Raw genomic sequence first — 15,816 nt, 5'->3', positions numbered from 1 at the left:
TGTCGGAAGGTGGCAGAAACGTGCAGTGGACGAACTTAAACGAACAGACTGTGTATGAGAACCGCTGGTTCAAGGTGAACCTCGCGGACGTCGCCCTCCCCGACGGCCGCCACCTCGACCACTTCCTCATCCGGCTCCGCCCGGTCGCCGTGGCGACCGCCGTCAACGAGGCGAACGAGGTGCTGATGCTCTGGCGCCACCGCTTCATCACCGACAGCTGGGGGTGGGAGCTGGCCGCCGGCGTCGTCGAGGACGGCGAGGACATCGCCGCGGCCGCGGCGCGGGAGATGGAGGAGGAGACGGGCTGGCGGCCGGGACCGCTGCGCCACCTGCTCACCGTGGAGCCCTCCAACGGCCTCACCGACGCCCGCCACCACCTCTACTGGGCGGAGGACGCCACGTACACCGGGCCTCCCGAGGACGACTTCGAGTCGTCGCGCCGTGAGTGGATCCCGCTGAAGCTGGTCCCGGACATGATCGCCCGGGGCGAGGTCCCGGCCGCCAACATGGCGGCCGGGCTGCTGATGCTGCACCATCTGCGGCTGGGCTGACGCGGCCGGACCGGCAGCCGCCGGTTCAGCGCCCGAGGCCCTGCCAGACCGCGACGGCCAGGGCGCCCACCGTGGTCAGCACGGAGACGGTGGGCAGGGGCCACTTGGCGTGCTCCAGCGCCGCGACGCGCGCGGCCAGATCGGTCAGATCACGGTCGATCTGGCCGTGGCGCTGGGCCAGCAGCGCCAGTTGCCCGTCGATCCGGGCGAGGCCGACGTCGAGACAGCGGCGCAGTTCTGCGAACTCCTCGACGGCCGCTAAGTGTTCGGGGTCGGTGGTCACGGTTTTCCGCTCCTCTTCGTTGTCCGAGCGGATCCGAGTCAACTCCCCGCACAGGGGCGCGGGGAGCGTGTGCGAAGGGCATATGCGAACACGCTCCGCACACCCCGTGCGAAAACCGGTGGCGCTGCGTTACGAGCCGTACGGGTAGAAGCCCGAGCCCGTCTTGCGGCCGAGCCGGCCCGCGTCGACCATGCGCTGCAGCAGCGGGGGAGCGGCGTACAGCGGCTCCTTGTACTCGGCGTACATCGAGTCGGCGACGGAGGCGACCGTGTCCAGGCCGATGAGGTCGGCGAGCTTCAGCGGCCCCATGGGGTGGGCGCAGCCCATCTCCATGCCGTTGTCGATGTCCTCGCGGCTGGCGATGCCCGACTCGAACATCCGGATCGCGGAGAGCAGGTACGGGATCAGCAGCGCGTTCACCACGAAGCCGGAGCGGTCCTGGGCCCGGATCGCGTGCTTGCCCAGCACCTTCTCGACCGCCGCCTGGGCGCGGCTGAGCGTCCCCTCGGAGGTGGTCAGCGCCGGGATCAGCTCGACGAGCTGCTGCACCGGGGCCGGGTTGAAGAAGTGGATGCCGATGACCTGGTCCGGGCGGGACGTCGCCACGGCCAGCTTCACCAGCGGGATGGAGGAGGTGTTCGAGGCGAGGATCGCGTCCTGGCGGGTCACCACCTGGTCGAGGACCTGGAAGATCTCCGTCTTCACCTGCTCGTTCTCCACGACCGCCTCGATGACCAGGTCGCGGTCGGCGAACTCGCCGAGGTCGGTGGTGAAGCTGAGCCGGGCCAGCGTCGCGTCGTGCTCCTCCTGGGTGATCTTGCCGCGTTCGGCGGCCTTGGCGAGCGAGTTGTACAGCCGGGTACGGCCGATCTCCAGCGCTTCGCCGGTGGTCTCGGCGACCTTGACCTCCAGGCCGCTGCGGGCGCACACCTCCGCGATGCCGGCGCCCATCTGGCCGCAGCCGACCACTCCGACGCGTTCGATGTCGGTCACATCGTGCCTTTCGCTGTTTCCCGGTGGCAGGTCCTCCGTGTGATTCCGGCGCCCGCCTCGACCCCCCGACGTTACTCCGTTCGCACCGGTGGAGCGCGGGCCGGGGCGGGCATGCTCTGCGGGGACGTCCGGACAACCCAACCCGTAAGGGGTGACATATGCGGCACATCCGAAGAAGGGGTCTGGTGGCGGGCGCGGCGGGGGCGCTGGCGTCACTGATGGTGGCGGGCGGCGCGGGCGCGGCAGCCCGGCGGCTCCCGGCCGCCCGGGGCGAGCGGCGCCGGGCCCGCAACAAGGCGTTCCGCGGGATGTGGCTGGCCACGGTCTCCAACCGGGACTGGCCCTCCCGGCCGGGTCTCCCGGCCGACGCCCAGCGCGCCGAACTGCTGGCCCGCCTCGACAGCGCCGTGGAGCGGCGGCTGAACGCGGTGATCTTCCAGGTGCGGCCCACGGCCGACGCGCTGTGGCCCTCGCCGTACGAGCCGTGGTCGCAGTACCTCACCGGGGTGCAGGGCAGGGACCCCGGCTGGGATCCGCTGGGCACCGCCGTCGAGGAGGCGCACCGGCGCGGCCTGGAACTGCACGCCTGGTTCAACCCGTACCGGGTCGCCAACCACACCGATCCGTCCCGGCTCGCCGAGGGCCACCCGGCCCGGGTCCACCCCGACTGGGTCCTGCCCTACGGCGGGAAGCTCTACTACAACCCGGGCCTGCCGCAGGTGCGGTGCTTCGTGCAGGACGCGATGCTCGACGCCGTGCGCCGCTACCCGGTGGACGCGGTCCACTTCGACGACTACTTCTACCCGTACCCGGTGGCCGGCCAGACCTTCGCGGACGACGAGGCGTACGAGGAGTACGGCTCCGGCTTCCCGGACCGGGCCGCGTGGCGGCGGGACAACATCGACCGTCTGGTGCGCGAGATGGCGGACGGGATCGCGGAGACCCGGAAGCACACGGCGTTCGGGATCAGCCCGTTCGGGGTGTGGCGCAACGCGACGACCGATCCGCTCGGCTCCGACACCCGGGCCGGTGTCCAGACCTACGACGATCTGCACGCCGACACCCGCACCTGGGTCAAGGAGGGCTGGATCGACTACGTGGTGCCGCAGCTGTACTGGCACATCGGATTCGCCCCGGCCGACTACGCCACCCTGGTGCCCTGGTGGGACGACGTCGTCCGGGGCACCAACGTCCGGCTGTACGTCGGGGAGGCGCTGTACAAGGCGGGCGACCCGGCCCAGCCCGCGGCCTGGCAGGACCCCGCGGAACTCTCCCGCCACCTCACCTTCGCCGAGGACCACCACCGCGTGCGGGGCCATGTCTTCTTCTCGGCCAAGGAGGTGATGACGGACCGCATCGGGGCGATGGCCAGGGTGGTGGCCGATCACTACCCTAGGGCGGCCCGTCCGTAGCGCCGCCGGCCCGCCGGGGCCCGGTCCGGAAGGCGGGCTCCAGGCGGGCTCTAGCCCGGTTCCTTGTGCCGGACGACGCTGTCGGGGCCGGGCGACATCACGGTCTCGTGCCCGTCCTCGAAGCGGACGCGGTACGGGGGGTTCCCGTCCTGGCCCAGCACCTCGACCACTTCCGCCGTCCGGTCGTGCTGGCCGACGTGCCTGCCGTGCACCGTCAGTTTGTCGCCCTTGCTCGCGTGCATCGAGTGACCTCCTCGCGCCGGTCTGTTGCCTGGGGGTTGCGCAGTTCAGTGCGGACTGCCGGATGTGCCCGTATGAGGAGTTTACGTCCGTAGATGCGCCCTATGTCACTTCGGGAGCGGCTCAGGAGCCGGTCCGCTGGGTGACGGCGATGCACACCAGCACCGCTCCGGCCGCCAGGGGTGCGGCGGCCGAGAGCGGCTCCCCGAGCAGCAGCACCGACCAGACCAGCGTGAGCAGCGGCTGGGCCAGCTGGAGCTGGCTCGCCCGGGCGATGCCGACCGCCGCCATCCCCCGGTACCAGACGTACAGGCCGAAGAAGGTGGATCCCGCCGCCACCCAGGCCAGGCCGATCACGCCGTGGGCGGTCAGCCGCACCGGTTCCGCGGCGAGCGCGACCGCCGAACCGGCCACCGCCGGCGGCAGGCACAGCACCAGGGCCCAGCCGATGACCTGCCAGCCCGGCATCACCCGGGCCAGCCGGCCGCCCTCGGTGTAGCCCGCGGCGCACACGAGCAGGGCGCCGAACAGGTACGGGTCGCCGGCCGACAGCCCGCCGCCGCTCTGCTGGAGCGTGAACACGACCACCACCGCCGCCCCGGCCAGCGCCGCCGCCCAGAACGCCCGGGACGGCCGCCTGCCGGTGCGCACCGCGGCGAACGCGGCGGTCGTCAGTGGCAGCAGCCCCACCACCACCGCGGCGTGCGAGGAGGTCGACGTCCGCAGCGCCAGCGTGGTGAGCAGCGGGAAGCCCACCACGACGCCGCCGGCCACCACCGCGAGCCCGCCCCAGTGCCGGCGGTCGGGGACCGGTACGCGCAGCGCCAGCAGGAAGGCTCCGGCGATCAGCGCCGCGAGCGTGCTGCGCACGGCGACGAGCGACCAGGGGCCGAAGCTCTCCAGCCCCCAGACGGTGGAGGGGAAAGTCAGTGAGAAGGCGACGACCCCGAGCAGGGCGAGCAGGGTGCCGCCGCGGGCGCCCTGCACGGGCGGAGCCGTGACCGCTATCGGGGCCGGACGAGTAGCGCTATCCTGTGCTGTCATGCCAGAGCGTAGCAGTGTCGCGGAATTGGCGGATGCGCTGAAGCGGGAGCTGGACCGCTACCCGCCCGGTGGAAAGCTGCCGTCGAGCCGGGCGCTCGTGGAGCGCCACCGCGTCTCCCCGGTGACCGTCTCGCGCGCCCTCGCACAGCTCGCCGCCGAAGGGCTGGTCGTCACCCGCCCCGGCGCCGGCGCCTTCCGGGCCCGGCCCCGCACCGACAGCGCCCCGCCCCCCGGTGACACCTCCTGGCAGGAGGTCGCCCTGAGCGCCGACTCGGCGACCGAGCTCGTACCGCGCTCCGTCGACGCCTCAGGCGTCCTCGTCACGCTCGCCGCGCCCCCGACCGGCGTCATCGAATTCAACGGCGGGTACCTGCACCCCTCCCTCCAGCCCGAACGGGCCCTCGCCGCCGCCCTCGCCCGGGCCGGCCGGCGGCCCGGCGCCTGGGGCCGCCCGCCCACCGACGGCCTGCCCGAGCTGCGCGAATGGTTCGCCCGCGAGATCGGCGGCTCCGTCACCGCGGCCGACGTCCTGATCACCGCGGGCGGCCAGTCCGCGATCACCACCGCACTGCGGGCCCTCGCCCCGCCCGGCACCCCCGTCCTCGTCGAATCGCCCACCTACCCGGGCATGCTCGCCGTCGCCCGCGCCTCCGGGCTGCGCCCCGTCCCCGTGCCCACCGACCGCGACGGCGTCCGCCCCGACCTGCTGGCCGCCGCCTTCAGGGCCACCGGAGCCCGCGTCTTCGTCTCCCAGCCGCTCTTCCAGAACCCCACCGGCGCGGTCCTCCCCGCCGACCGCCGCCGCGAGGTCGTGCGCATCGCCCGCGCGGCCGGCGCGTTCGTCATCGAGGACGACTTCGCCCGCCGCCTCGCCCACGAGGACGCGGGCCCGCTCCCCGCACCGCTCGCCGCCGACGACCCGGACGGCGTCGTCGTCCACGTCCGCTCGCTCACCAAGGTCGCCTCGCCCAGCCTGCGGGTCGGCGCGCTCGCCGCGCGCGGCCCGGTGCTGGGGCGGCTGCGCGCCATCCAGGTCGTCGACACCTTCTTCGTACCGCGGCCCCTCCAGGAAGCCGCCCTGGAACTCGTCGGATCCCCCTCCTGGAGCCGTCACCTGCGGTCCGTATCGGCCGAGTTGACGTCCCGCCGCACCGCCATGGCCGCCGCGCTCGCCCGACACCTGCCCGAACTCGCCCTGCCCCACCTGCCCTCCGGCGGCCAGCAGCTCTGGCTCCGCCTCCCCGACACCACCGACGAGCCCGCCCTGCTCGCCGCCGCCCTGCGCGCGGGCGTCGCGGTCGCCCCCGGCCGCCCCTACTTCTGCGCCGAACCCCCCGCCGGCCACGTACGCCTGAGCTTCGCGGGCGTCGCGGGACCGGCCGAGATCGCCGAAGGCGTGCGCCGCCTGCGCGCCGCCCACGACGAACTGCGGTCCTGAGACGAGCGTGGCACGCACCACTGACAACCGGCCCCGTGCCTGCCACAGTCCGATCATGGACGAGCAGACGACAGCCCTGGACGCGTACGAGATCTCCACCGACCCCGCCCGCCTCGACCGCGCCCGCATCCACCACTGGCTGTCGACCGACGCGTACTGGGCGCTCGGCCGCAGCCGCGACAAGCAGGACCGCGCCATCGACGGGTCGCTCAACTTCGGCGCGTACGAGACCGCGTCCGGCGAGCTCGTGGCGTACGCCCGCGCCGTCACCGACCACGCCACCTTCGCCTGGCTGTGCGACGTCTACGTCGACCGCTCCGCCCGCGGCATCGGCCTCGGCACCGCCCTCGTCGAAGCGGTGCGCGACCACTTCGCCCCACTGGGCATCAAGCGCATCCTCCTCGCCACCGAGGACGCGCACGGCGTGTACGAGAAGGCCGGCTTCAAGGCCCTGGACGTCCCCGCGCACTGGATGGCGCTGGGGTTCGCGTAGCACGCGGACCCCGGCGGGCGGCGGCGCCGGCGGCCGTGCGGGGCCGCCGGCCCCGGCGCGGGGCGGGGGAGCGCTCCGGGTCCGGCCGGGCGCGGGGGAGCGGCTAGCCTGAGAGCACGATGAACCGTCTGACCACGTCATGGGCCGATGTCGAGCTCGCCCGCTTCCCCGAGGACCCGCGCGACCCGCTGCGCGCGTGGGACGCCGCCGACGACTACCTGCTGCGGCACCTCGCGGAGGAGCACCCCGCATGGCTCCCGTCCGGGGAGGATGACCTTCCCGGCGCGCCCGCGCCCGCCGGCACCGTGGCCGTGGTCGGCGACCGGTGGGGCGCGCTGGTCACCTCGCTCGCCCACCTCGGCCCCGTACAGATCACCGACTCGCACCTGACCCGCGAGGCGACCCGCGCCAACCTCGCCCGCAACGGTGCCGACGCGTCCCGCGTCCGGCTGCTGACCACCCGTGACACCCCGCCCGAGCGCATCGACGTGCTCCTCGTGCGCGTCCCCAAGAGCCTCGCGCTCCTGGAGGACCAGCTCCACCGGATCGCCCCCGCGGTCCATCCCGGTACGGTCGTCGCCGGCACCGGCATGGTCAAGGAGATCCACACCTCCACGCTGCAGCTGTTCGAGCGGATCATCGGGCCGACCCGCACCTCCCTCGCCGTCAGGAAGGCCCGGCTCATCCTGGCCACGCCGGACCCGGACCTGCCGCGGACCCCGAGCCCCTGGCCGCACCGGTACGCGCTGCCCGCCGACGCCCCGGGCGCCGTCGCCGGCCGCACGGTCGTCAACCACGCCGGCATCTTCTGCGCCGACCGCCTCGACATCGGTACGCGCTTCTTCCTCCGGCACCTGCCGACGGATCTCGCCGGCTCCCGGGTCGTGGACCTGGGCTGTGGCAACGGCGTCGTCGGGCTCGCGGTGTCGCTGGCCGCCCCGGACGCCGAGCTGCTCCTGGTCGACGAGTCGTACCAGGCGGTGGCCTCGGCGGAGGAGACCTTCCGGGCGAGCGCGGCGCCCGGGACCAAGGCGGAGTTCCTCGTCGGCGACGGGCTCGACGGCGTACCGGCCGGCTCCGTCGACCTGGTGCTGAACAACCCGCCCTTCCACAGCCACCAGGCCACCACCGACCGCACGGCCCGGCGCATGTTCACGGGCGCCCGCCGCGCACTGCGCCGCGGCGGCGAGCTGTGGGTCATCGGCAACCGGCACCTCGGCTACCACGTGACGCTGCGCCGGCTCTTCGGCAACTGCGACGTGGTCGCGAGCGACCCCAAGTTCGTCGTCCTGCGCGCGACGAAGCGCTGATCCACGGCCGGCCCGCGCCAGCGCCCGCGCGGGCCTGCGGCGCTCAGTCCGACGGCAGGCGGCTGCCGCACCGCCCGCAGAAGCGGACGCCGGACTCGTCCGGGGCGAGGCGCCCGCACTCCGGGCACACGCGGTTCAGCAGGCACACGGGCTCGCCGCCCGCCGCGGTTCCGGCGGCCCGGCCCCCCTCGTCCGGCTCCGCGACCGCCGCCGACGGCGGCGCGCTGCGGATCGACAGCCCCGGGCGGCGCCGGTGGACCGTCAGGTAGACCAGTCCCGCCGACCCCGCCAGCACCCCGCGCCGCGCGCCGCGCGGCAGCCACACCACCGCGCCCGCGCCGAGCTCCCGCGCGCCCTCGCCGTTATCGCCGGTGTCCAGGCGCCCGGTGCCGTCCACCACGAACAGGAGGACGTCCAGGTCCGGTTCGACGTGCACCGCCACGCGGGCGTCCGGCCCCAGCCGTACGACGTTGGCGTCCAGCTGCCGGCCGTCGGCCGCGAGCCGCCACAGCGCCCCGCCCCTCCCGGCCGGTGCGTCACGGACGAGCTCCGCCACGCGTGTGAGGACGGCCGCCTCCGGACTCGCTGTCACCTGATCCCTCCCGTACCCGCTGTTCTCGGTGGCCCTGTTCCCCGGCGCACCGTCGAAACTCCAGGCGCTCGCCGTGCCAGGGCGCGGCCGAGCGTACGAGGGGCGTGCTCCGCCCCGTCGAGCGCCCCCGCGGCGGCGGCAGCGGGGCCCGGACCCGTAGTACTCGAGAACTACGCGGAAGGTGCGCTCCCCGGCGGGACGCCGACTCCACGGGGTGATCCATAACGTCGTCGGCGGAGAGGCGGAAAGCCCTCCGGCGCGGGCCCCACCCGCCGCCCCACCCCCGTACGCCCCGGCCCCGCGAGCCCGCCGGGCCCTGCCCGCGAGCCTCCCGCGTACGCGCGTCCCCGAAGGACCTGCCCATGGCCTCCCGCCTCCACCGCGCCCTGCTCGCCGCGCTCATCACCGCCTCGGTGGCGCTGCCGGTATCGGGCGCGGCGCGCCCCTCCGCCGTCCCCGCTCCCGCGCCGCCGCACCTCCCGCCCCTGACGTCCGCGGCGCCGGACGCGCTGGACGCGCGGTACGCCGCCCACCGCGACGGCATCCGCGCGGCCGAGCGCGCGGCCGCCCGCCACGGCGACCGGCGGCGGGCTGCCGCACTGCGCGCGATGGCCGATCCGGAGCGCCGCTTCCTCCTCTTCGACGGCCGCGACGGCGGCCGCACCGCCGAGGTCGTCGGGGACCTGTCCCGTGCCGAGCGGATCGCCGTCCTGGTACCGGGCGCCGACACCAGCCTCGACACCTACGGGCGCTTCCACGCGGGCGCGGTGGCGCTCCGGCGGGAACTGGGCGACCGGGCGGCCGTCGTCGCCTGGCTGGGCTACCGCACGCCCCGCACCCTGAGCCCTGAGGCACTGACCGACGGCCGGGCGGCCGACGCCGCACCCCGACTGGCCGGCTTCGTACACCGGTTGACCGGCATCAAGCCCGGCGCCCGGCTGTCGCTGCTGTGCCACTCGTACGGCTCGGTGGTCTGCGCGAGAGCCGCCCCGGGGCTGCGCGTCACCGATCTCGTCCTGTACGGCAGCCCGGGCACCGGCACCGGCCACGCCGGCGCGTTGCGCACCCGGGCCACGGTCTGGGCCGCCCGGAGCACCGGCGACCGGGTCGCCGACGTGCCGCACCTCCGGCTCCGACTGCCTTTCGGAACCGTGGGGTTCGGGACGGACCCGGTGTCGGAGCGGTTCGGCGCCCGCGGGTTCGACGCGGGCACGGGCGGACACAGCGACTACCTGAAGCCCGGTTCCACCTCTCTGGAGAACCTCGCCCGGATCGTGTCCGGCACGACCCCCACGGGGGGCAGGCACCATGCGTGACCTCGCCCGGAGGATCGACTCCGCCACCCCGCCCGACCGCGACCGGGCCGTCGACGCCCTGCGCGCCCTCGCCATCCTCGGCGTGGTCCTCGGCCACTGGCTGGTGACCGCCCTGGTCGCCGACAGCGGAGCGATACGCGTCACCAGCCCGCTGTCGTACCTGCCCGGACTGGCCCCGGTCTCCTGGATGCTGCAGACCCTGGCGGTCTTCTTCCTGGTCGGCGGGTACGTGGGCACGAGGAGCCACGCGGCCGCCCGCGCCCGCGGTGAGGCGTACCGGCGGTGGCTCGGCGTGCGCATGGCGCGGCTGTTCCGGCCCGTGGCCGCCGTGTCGGCGGTGTGGGCGGTCACGGCGGGGGCGATGCTCGCGGCGGGAGCGGGCCTCCCGACCGTGCATGCCCTGCTCCGGCTGGTGTGGTCCCCGCTGTGGTTCCTGGTGGTCTTCGCGGCGCTGACGGCCGCGACCCCGCTGGTCGCCCGGCTGCACCCGCTGTGGCCGCTCGCCGTCGTGCTCCACGCCGACCTCGTGCGGTTCGGCCTGGGCGGCCCGCCGGAGGCAGGCTGGATCAACGTGGTGGCCGGCTGGCTGGTCCCGTACTGCCTGGGCGCCTCGTGGGCGAGGAACGGCCTGCCGGGGCGCGCGACCGGATGGGCGCTGCTCGCCTCGGGCGCCGCGGCCGCGGCGGGTCTCGTCCTGGGCGCCGGCTACCCGGCCTCCATGGTCGGCGTTCCCGGTGCCGGGACCTCGAACCTCGGCCCGCCGTCCCTGGCTGCCGTGACCTTCGGCCTCGCCCAGTGCGGCGGCGCCCTGCTGCTGCTCGGACCGCTGCGCCGGGCGCTGCGCCGGCCCGCGGCCTGGGCGGCCGTCGCGCTGGTGAACCTCTCCGCCATGACGGTGTTCCTGTGGCACCAGACCGCGATGATCGCGGTCACCGCGACCGGACTGCTGGCCGACAGCCCCCTGCCGGGGCTGCACACCGTGCCGGACGGCGCCGGCTGGGTGGCCGCCCGGCTCGCCTGGCTCCCGGTCTTCACGGGGGCGCTGGTGGTGTGCTGGTCGGCGTTCCGTACGTACGAACGCAGAAGGGCGCCCGGGGGCGCGAGCCGGGTGGTGCGCGAGGGGCGTCCCGCCGAGTCCGAGGCGATGCGGCGTGCCTAGGGTGGCAACCGTGGAGAAGCGGGGGGACATGACGAAGGTGCTCGTGCGCGCGGCGCGCGGAGCGCGGGCTCTGCCCCGCACCCTGGCCGCGGACCTGTGGACCGGTGACCGGACGGCGCCGGGGGCGGGGCGCCGTCCGGCGGGCGACTGGCTCCCGGCCGTCGTCGTGCTGCTGGTGGTGTGCGCGGCGCTCGCCTTCGCCATCAACGCGGAGGAGTACGCCGGCGGTTACGGCATGGGCCCGGAGCTGGGCTTCCTGCTCTCGGGCGTCCAGGCCGTCTCGCTCGTCGCCGCGCTGTTCCGCCCGCTGGCCGCCTGGTGGGGGTCCACGCTCGCCATGGCCGCGGTCGCCCTGCTCGCCGGGGCCCACCCCCTCCCGGTGACGACCGTCTGGCCGGAGCCCGGCCTCGCGCCGCACCCGGCGCCCTGGACGGCCGTGGGGCTCGCCGTGCACATCGCGGTGCTGTTCATGGTGGCGCTGCGGGTGCGCCTCCGGGTGGCGGCCGAGGTGCTGGTGCTCAGCGTCGCCGTGGCCCTGGTGTGCGCCTCGTACGGCTCGGGCACCAGCCCGTACGCCCGCCGGGCCACGCTCGCGGCCCTCGTCGTCGCCGGCGTCCTCGGTGCCGCGCTGCGCGGTCGCCAGGTGGCCCGGACCGCACTCGAGGTCCAGGAGGAGCTCACGGCCGAGGAGCGGGCGCGGCGCACCCTGCTGGAGGAGCGCAACCGCATCGCCCGCGAGCTGCACGACGTGGTCGCCCACCACATGTCGGTCATCTCCATCCAGGCGCAGGTCGCGCCGCACCTGGTCGCCGATCCGCCCGACGAGCTGAAGGAGAACCTCGCCGGCATCCGCCAGAACGCGGTCGAGGCGCTCGCCGAACTGCGCCGCGTCCTCGGCGTGCTGCGTTCCGAGGACGCCCTGGCCCACGCCGTGCGCCACGCCCCGCAGCCCTCGCTCGCCCAGCTCGACGAGCTCCTCGCCAACGTGCGGGGTGCGGGTCTCGGCGTCACCGCCGGCACCACCGGCCGGCCGCGCCCGCTGGCGCCGGGCGTCGAGCTGTCGGCGTACCGCATCGTGCAGGAGTCGCTGAGCAACGTGATGCGGCACGCACCCGGCGCGCACGCGCGGGTGGAGCTCGGGTACGCGCGGTCCGGGCTCACCGTCCGCGTCACCAACACGCCGCCGGACCGCCCGGCCGTCCCTTCGCCCGGCGCGGGACACGGCCTGCTCGGCATGCGGGAGCGCACCGCCATGCTGGGCGGCGACCTGGCGGCGGGGCCCACCCCGGACGGCGGCTTCGAGGTGACCGCCCTCCTCCCGGCCGCCCCGCCCGGCACCCACACCACCCCCGGCACCCCGGACGCACCCCGCGCTGCTCACGGATCCGCCCCGACCGCCCCCACCGAGGACACCGCATGACGACGACCCCCATCCGCGTCCTGATCGCCGACGACCAGATGATGGTCCGGCAGGGCTTCACGGTGCTGCTCGACGCCGAGCCCGGCATCGAGGTCGTCGGGCAGGCCGTCGACGGCCTCGACGCCCTCGCCAAGGTCGACGCCCTCGCCCCGGACGTCGTCCTGATGGACATCCGCATGCCCGGCCTCGGCGGCATCGAGGCCACGCGCCGCCTCACCGCCTCGCCCGGCACCACCGCCAAGGTGCTCGTCCTGACCACCTTCGACCTCGACGAGTACGTGTACGAGGCGCTGCGCGCCGGCGCCTCCGGCTTCCTGCTGAAGGACGCGTCGGCCGCCGAGCTCGCGCACGCGGTCCGCGTGGTCGCGGGCGGTGAGGCGCTGCTCGCGCCCGCCGTCACCAAGCGCCTCATCGCCGAGTTCTCCCGCGTGACCCGTTCCGCCCGGGCCCCGCTCAAGGGCCGCGCCGGCGACCTCACGGAACGCGAGACCGAGGTCCTGTCCCTGGTCGCGCAGGGCCTGTCCAACGCGGAGATCGCCGAGCGCCTCGTGGTCGCGGAGCAGACGGTCAAGACCCATGTGAGCCGCATCCTGGTCAAGCTGGGCCTGCGGGACCGGACGCAAGCCGCGGTCCACGCCTACGAGACGGGGCTGGTACGCCCGGCCGGCCCCCCTGCCCCCTGAGGTGACGCCTCCGCCCCGGTGAGTCACGAGTGCTCGCCCCCGGCGCGGAGCCGCACGGCCCATGGCCCGGAGCGCTTCGTGTGCGTCCATCGCCGGATGCAGCACTCGACAGCATCCGGCCCTTCACAGCCGGCGCGGGAGAGGCGGCCGTCCGGCGCCACCCTCTGCTCGCGGCGCATCGAAAACCACTCCACTGCGGAGGAGTGAAGGCCCAAGGATGACGTCATGACGACATCCCGTGGATTCGGCACGACGCACATCGACCACACCTTCACTGTTCCCCTCGACCATGACCGGCCCGATGACCGCCGGATCCAGGTGTACGCACGTGAGATACGCGTCACGGGGAAGGCCGGCCACGATCTCCCGTGGCTGTTGTTCCTCGGCGGCGGCCCTGGATCTGCAGCCCCTCGCCCAACCGGTGGTGAAGGCTGGCTGAACCGTGCCCTGCAGGACTACCGCGTGCTCCTGCTGGATCAGCGCGGCACCGGACGCTCCACTCCGGTCGACCGCCGTCTTCCGGCCCGGATCCGGGATCCCGGCGCGCAGGCGCACTACCTGTCGCACTTCCGCGCGGACGCGATCGTGCGGGATGCCGAGATGGTCCGCAGGACACTCGTGGGGGACCGGCCATGGAGCGTACTGGGTCAGAGCTTCGGCGGCCTGTGCGCGACCACGTACCTGTCCTTTGCTCCGCACGGTCTCGCCGAGGTCTTCATCACCGGAGGACTGCCCGGCGTGTGCGCGACCGCGGACCAGGTCTACCGTGCCCTGTATCCCAAGGTCACGATCAAGAATGCCGAGCACTACCACCGATTCCCGGACGACGTGCACCAAGCCCGAGCCATTGGCGGATACTTGCGCGACCACCGGGTGATCCTGCCGAGCGGCAGAATACTGACCGTCGAAGCCTTCCAATCCCTGGGCAACATACTCGGCGCCACCGACGGAAGCCTCCGGCTGCACCACCTTCTCGAAGACCCCTTCACCGGTGGTACCGAACCGTCGGACGCATTCCTGCTCCAAGTCGACCGCGAACTGGCCGGCGTTGCCGGCGGACCGCTCTACTACCTGCTGCACGAGGCCACCTACGCGCAGGGAACGGGAGGCACCCGTTGGTCCGCCCACCGGATCCGGAATGAGTTCCCCGCCTTCGACGCCGCAGCCGCACTCGACTCGGACGCACCCCTTCTGTTCACCGGAGAGATGATCTATCCCTGGATGTTCGATACCGACCCGCTGTTGCGGCCGTTCCGTCAGGCCGCCCATCTCCTGGCCGAGCGCGCTGACTGGCCCGCCCTTTACGACATCCATCGCCTCCGCGACAACACCGTTCCGTCGGTTGCCGTCCTTTATCACGACGACATGTACCTCGACCGCGACCTGTCGCTGGGCATGACCAAGGTCATCCGCGGCCTGAAGCCCTGGGTGACCACCGAGTACCAGCACGATGGCCTGCGCATCAGCAACGGGGCCGTCTTTGAACAGCTTCTCGCCCTCATGCACGAGCACTCGTAGGACTGCTCCCCGTCGTGTCCGCCTCGTCCGCCACGCAACCGGGCGCCCCGCTGGAGCCGTATCCGGATCACGCACCGCTTGTGTGCGGGCCGCCGCAGGGAGTGACGTCTTGGCTGAACCGCCGGCGAGGACGTTCCGTGCATCGGCCCCAGCGGGCTCCCTGAAGCCCAGGCCGGTCGGACATCGGACGCCTTTGCATAAAGCTGCATAGCTGCGTATAGTCATGCCATCGATGAGGAGGATTCGATGGCAGTTCGAGCAGCAGTGGCGGGTGCGAGCGGATACGCGGGCGGAGAGCTCCTCCGGCTGCTCCTCGCGCACCCCCACGTCGAGATCGGCGCCCTGACCGGCAACTCCAACGCCGGCCAGCGGTTCGGCGGCCTGCAGCCGCATCTGCTGCCGCTCGCCGACCGGGTCCTGGAGCCGACCGCCGCCGAGGTGCTCGCCGGCCACGACGTCGTCTTCCTGGCCCTGCCGCACGGCCAGTCCGCCGCCGTCGCCGAGCAGCTCGGCGACGACGTCCTCGTCGTCGACATGGGCGCCGACTTCCGGCTGAAGGACGCCGCCGGCTGGGAGGCGTTCTACGGCTCCCCGCACGCCGGCACCTGGCCCTACGGCCTCCCCGAGCTGCCGGGTGCCCGCGCCGCGCTGGAGGGGTCCAAGCGCATCGCGGTGCCCGGCTGTTACCCCACCGCCGTGTCCCTGGCCCTGTTCCCGGCGTACGGCAGCGGTCTCGTCGAGCCGGAGGCCGTGATCGTCGCGGCCACCGGCACCTCCGGCGCCGGCAAGGCGCTCAAGCCGCACCTGCTCGGTTCCGAGGTCATGGGCTCCATGTCCCCGTACGGCGTCGGCGGCGGTCACCGCCACACCCCCGAGATGATGCAGAACCTCGGCGCGGTCGCCGGTGAGCCGGTGACGGTCTCGTTCACCCCGACCCTCGCCCCGATGGCCCGCGGCATCCTCGCCACGTGCAGCGCCAAGGCACGGCCCGGCACCACGGCCGAGGACGTGCGCGCCGCGTACGAGAAGGCCTACGCCGACGAGCCGTTCGTCCACCTGCTCCCGGAGGGGCAGTGGCCCGCCACCGCCTCCGTGTACGGCTCCAACGCCGTCCAGGTCCAGGTCGCGTACGACCCGGCGGCCGGCCGCGTGATCGCCATCAGCGCCATCGACAACCTCACCAAGGGCACCGCCGGCGGCGCGGTGCAGAGCATGAACATCGCCCTCGGGCTCCCGGAGGGGACCGGGCTCTCCACGATCGGAGTGGCACCGTGAGCGACGCCCGGGCAGCCGCCGGCCGGCGGACGACAACGAGCCCCGCACCCCTGTGCTGCGCGGGCGACAGCGACATCAGCCGCCACCGC

General features: G+C 74.1%; 16 protein-coding genes. 11 read left to right on the top strand and 5 right to left on the bottom strand.

The window, feature by feature from the left end; genetic code table 11:
- Positions 1-20 precede the first annotated feature (20 nt).
- Positions 21-551: an NUDIX hydrolase gene (locus ACIA79_RS15015; protein ID WP_399428673.1), complete on the top strand. Its 531-nt coding sequence runs from the start codon at positions 21-23 to the stop codon at positions 549-551.
- A gap of 25 nt (positions 552-576) precedes the next feature.
- On the opposite strand, the gene ACIA79_RS15010 is transcribed toward ACIA79_RS15015, so the two are convergent.
- Both ACIA79_RS15010 and ACIA79_RS15005 read right to left on the bottom strand, forming a co-directional pair.
- Positions 577-834, bottom strand: coding sequence for a hypothetical protein (locus tag ACIA79_RS15010; RefSeq protein ID WP_031080007.1), 258 nt, complete (start codon positions 832-834; stop codon positions 577-579).
- Between the two features lie 129 nt (positions 835-963).
- Positions 964-1,827 (bottom strand): 3-hydroxybutyryl-CoA dehydrogenase, encoded by an 864-nt coding sequence (locus ACIA79_RS15005; RefSeq protein ID WP_399428672.1) that lies wholly within the window; start codon positions 1,825-1,827, stop codon positions 964-966.
- Between the two features lie 158 nt (positions 1,828-1,985).
- Here ACIA79_RS15005 and ACIA79_RS15000 point away from each other — a divergent pair, with 158 nt between their 5' ends.
- Complete coding sequence (locus ACIA79_RS15000; protein WP_399428671.1) at positions 1,986-3,239, top strand: glycoside hydrolase family 10 protein; 1,254 nt, start codon at positions 1,986-1,988, stop codon at positions 3,237-3,239.
- A gap of 50 nt (positions 3,240-3,289) precedes the next feature.
- On the opposite strand, the gene ACIA79_RS14995 is transcribed toward ACIA79_RS15000, so the two are convergent.
- A complete protein-coding gene (locus tag ACIA79_RS14995; protein WP_399428670.1) occupies positions 3,290-3,481 on the bottom strand; it encodes a DUF1918 domain-containing protein in 192 nt (63 codons plus the stop codon).
- A 121-nt stretch (positions 3,482-3,602) separates the two neighbouring features.
- Positions 3,603-4,523 (bottom strand): DMT family transporter, encoded by a 921-nt coding sequence (locus tag ACIA79_RS14990; RefSeq protein ID WP_399428669.1) that lies wholly within the window; start codon positions 4,521-4,523, stop codon positions 3,603-3,605.
- Here ACIA79_RS14990 and ACIA79_RS14985 point away from each other — a divergent pair.
- The 3 genes from ACIA79_RS14985 to ACIA79_RS14975 all read left to right on the top strand — a co-directional run bounded on the left by ACIA79_RS14985 (position 4,522) and on the right by ACIA79_RS14975 (position 7,764).
- Positions 4,522-5,961 (top strand): PLP-dependent aminotransferase family protein, encoded by a 1,440-nt coding sequence (locus ACIA79_RS14985; protein WP_399428668.1) that lies wholly within the window; start codon positions 4,522-4,524, stop codon positions 5,959-5,961. The two genes, ACIA79_RS14990 and ACIA79_RS14985, sit on opposite strands and share 2 nt — an antisense overlap.
- A 55-nt stretch (positions 5,962-6,016) precedes the next feature.
- Positions 6,017-6,454, top strand: coding sequence for a GNAT family N-acetyltransferase (locus ACIA79_RS14980; protein ID WP_399428667.1), 438 nt, complete (start codon positions 6,017-6,019; stop codon positions 6,452-6,454).
- Between the two features lie 119 nt (positions 6,455-6,573).
- Complete coding sequence (locus tag ACIA79_RS14975; protein WP_399428666.1) at positions 6,574-7,764, top strand: methyltransferase; 1,191 nt, start codon at positions 6,574-6,576, stop codon at positions 7,762-7,764.
- Positions 7,765-7,807: 43 nt separating this feature from the next.
- Here ACIA79_RS14975 and ACIA79_RS14970 read toward each other — a convergent pair whose 3' ends face one another.
- Positions 7,808-8,356, bottom strand: a complete 549-nt coding sequence (locus ACIA79_RS14970; RefSeq protein ID WP_399428665.1) for a hypothetical protein — start codon at positions 8,354-8,356, stop codon at positions 7,808-7,810.
- A gap of 362 nt (positions 8,357-8,718) precedes the next feature.
- Between ACIA79_RS14970 and ACIA79_RS14965 the strand changes: the two genes are divergently transcribed.
- From ACIA79_RS14965 to argC, 6 genes are all read left to right on the top strand, one after another.
- The gene (locus tag ACIA79_RS14965) at positions 8,719-9,672 is read left to right on the top strand and encodes an alpha/beta hydrolase (RefSeq protein WP_399428664.1); all 954 of its coding nucleotides are present in this window, start codon (positions 8,719-8,721) and stop codon (positions 9,670-9,672) included.
- On the top strand, positions 9,665-10,831 hold the full coding sequence (locus ACIA79_RS14960) for an acyltransferase (RefSeq protein WP_399428663.1): 1,167 nt from the start codon (positions 9,665-9,667) through the stop codon (positions 10,829-10,831). Before ACIA79_RS14965 ends, ACIA79_RS14960 begins: the two co-directional genes overlap by 8 nt.
- 28 nt (positions 10,832-10,859) lie before the next feature.
- The gene (locus ACIA79_RS14955; RefSeq protein WP_399428876.1) at positions 10,860-12,251 is read left to right on the top strand and encodes a sensor histidine kinase; all 1,392 of its coding nucleotides are present in this window, start codon (positions 10,860-10,862) and stop codon (positions 12,249-12,251) included.
- A complete protein-coding gene (locus ACIA79_RS14950) occupies positions 12,248-12,934 on the top strand; it encodes a response regulator (protein ID WP_399428662.1) in 687 nt (228 codons plus the stop codon). The genes ACIA79_RS14955 and ACIA79_RS14950 overlap by 4 nt, the downstream gene beginning before the upstream one ends.
- Positions 12,935-13,159: 225 nt before the next feature.
- Entirely contained in the window at positions 13,160-14,452 is a 1,293-nt protein-coding gene (locus tag ACIA79_RS14945; RefSeq protein ID WP_399428661.1) for an alpha/beta fold hydrolase, read from the top strand.
- 246 nt (positions 14,453-14,698) lie between these two features.
- The gene (gene argC / locus ACIA79_RS14940) at positions 14,699-15,727 is read left to right on the top strand and encodes an N-acetyl-gamma-glutamyl-phosphate reductase (protein ID WP_399428659.1); all 1,029 of its coding nucleotides are present in this window, start codon (positions 14,699-14,701) and stop codon (positions 15,725-15,727) included.
- Positions 15,728-15,816 lie beyond the last annotated feature (89 nt).

Origin of the sequence: Streptomyces sp. NPDC051310 (assembly GCF_044455245.1) — a bacterium.
GTDB lineage: Bacteria > Actinomycetota > Actinomycetes > Streptomycetales > Streptomycetaceae > Streptomyces.
The sequence above is the reverse complement of the archived record's forward strand: the minus strand, read 5'-3'. Positions and strand labels throughout refer to the sequence as shown.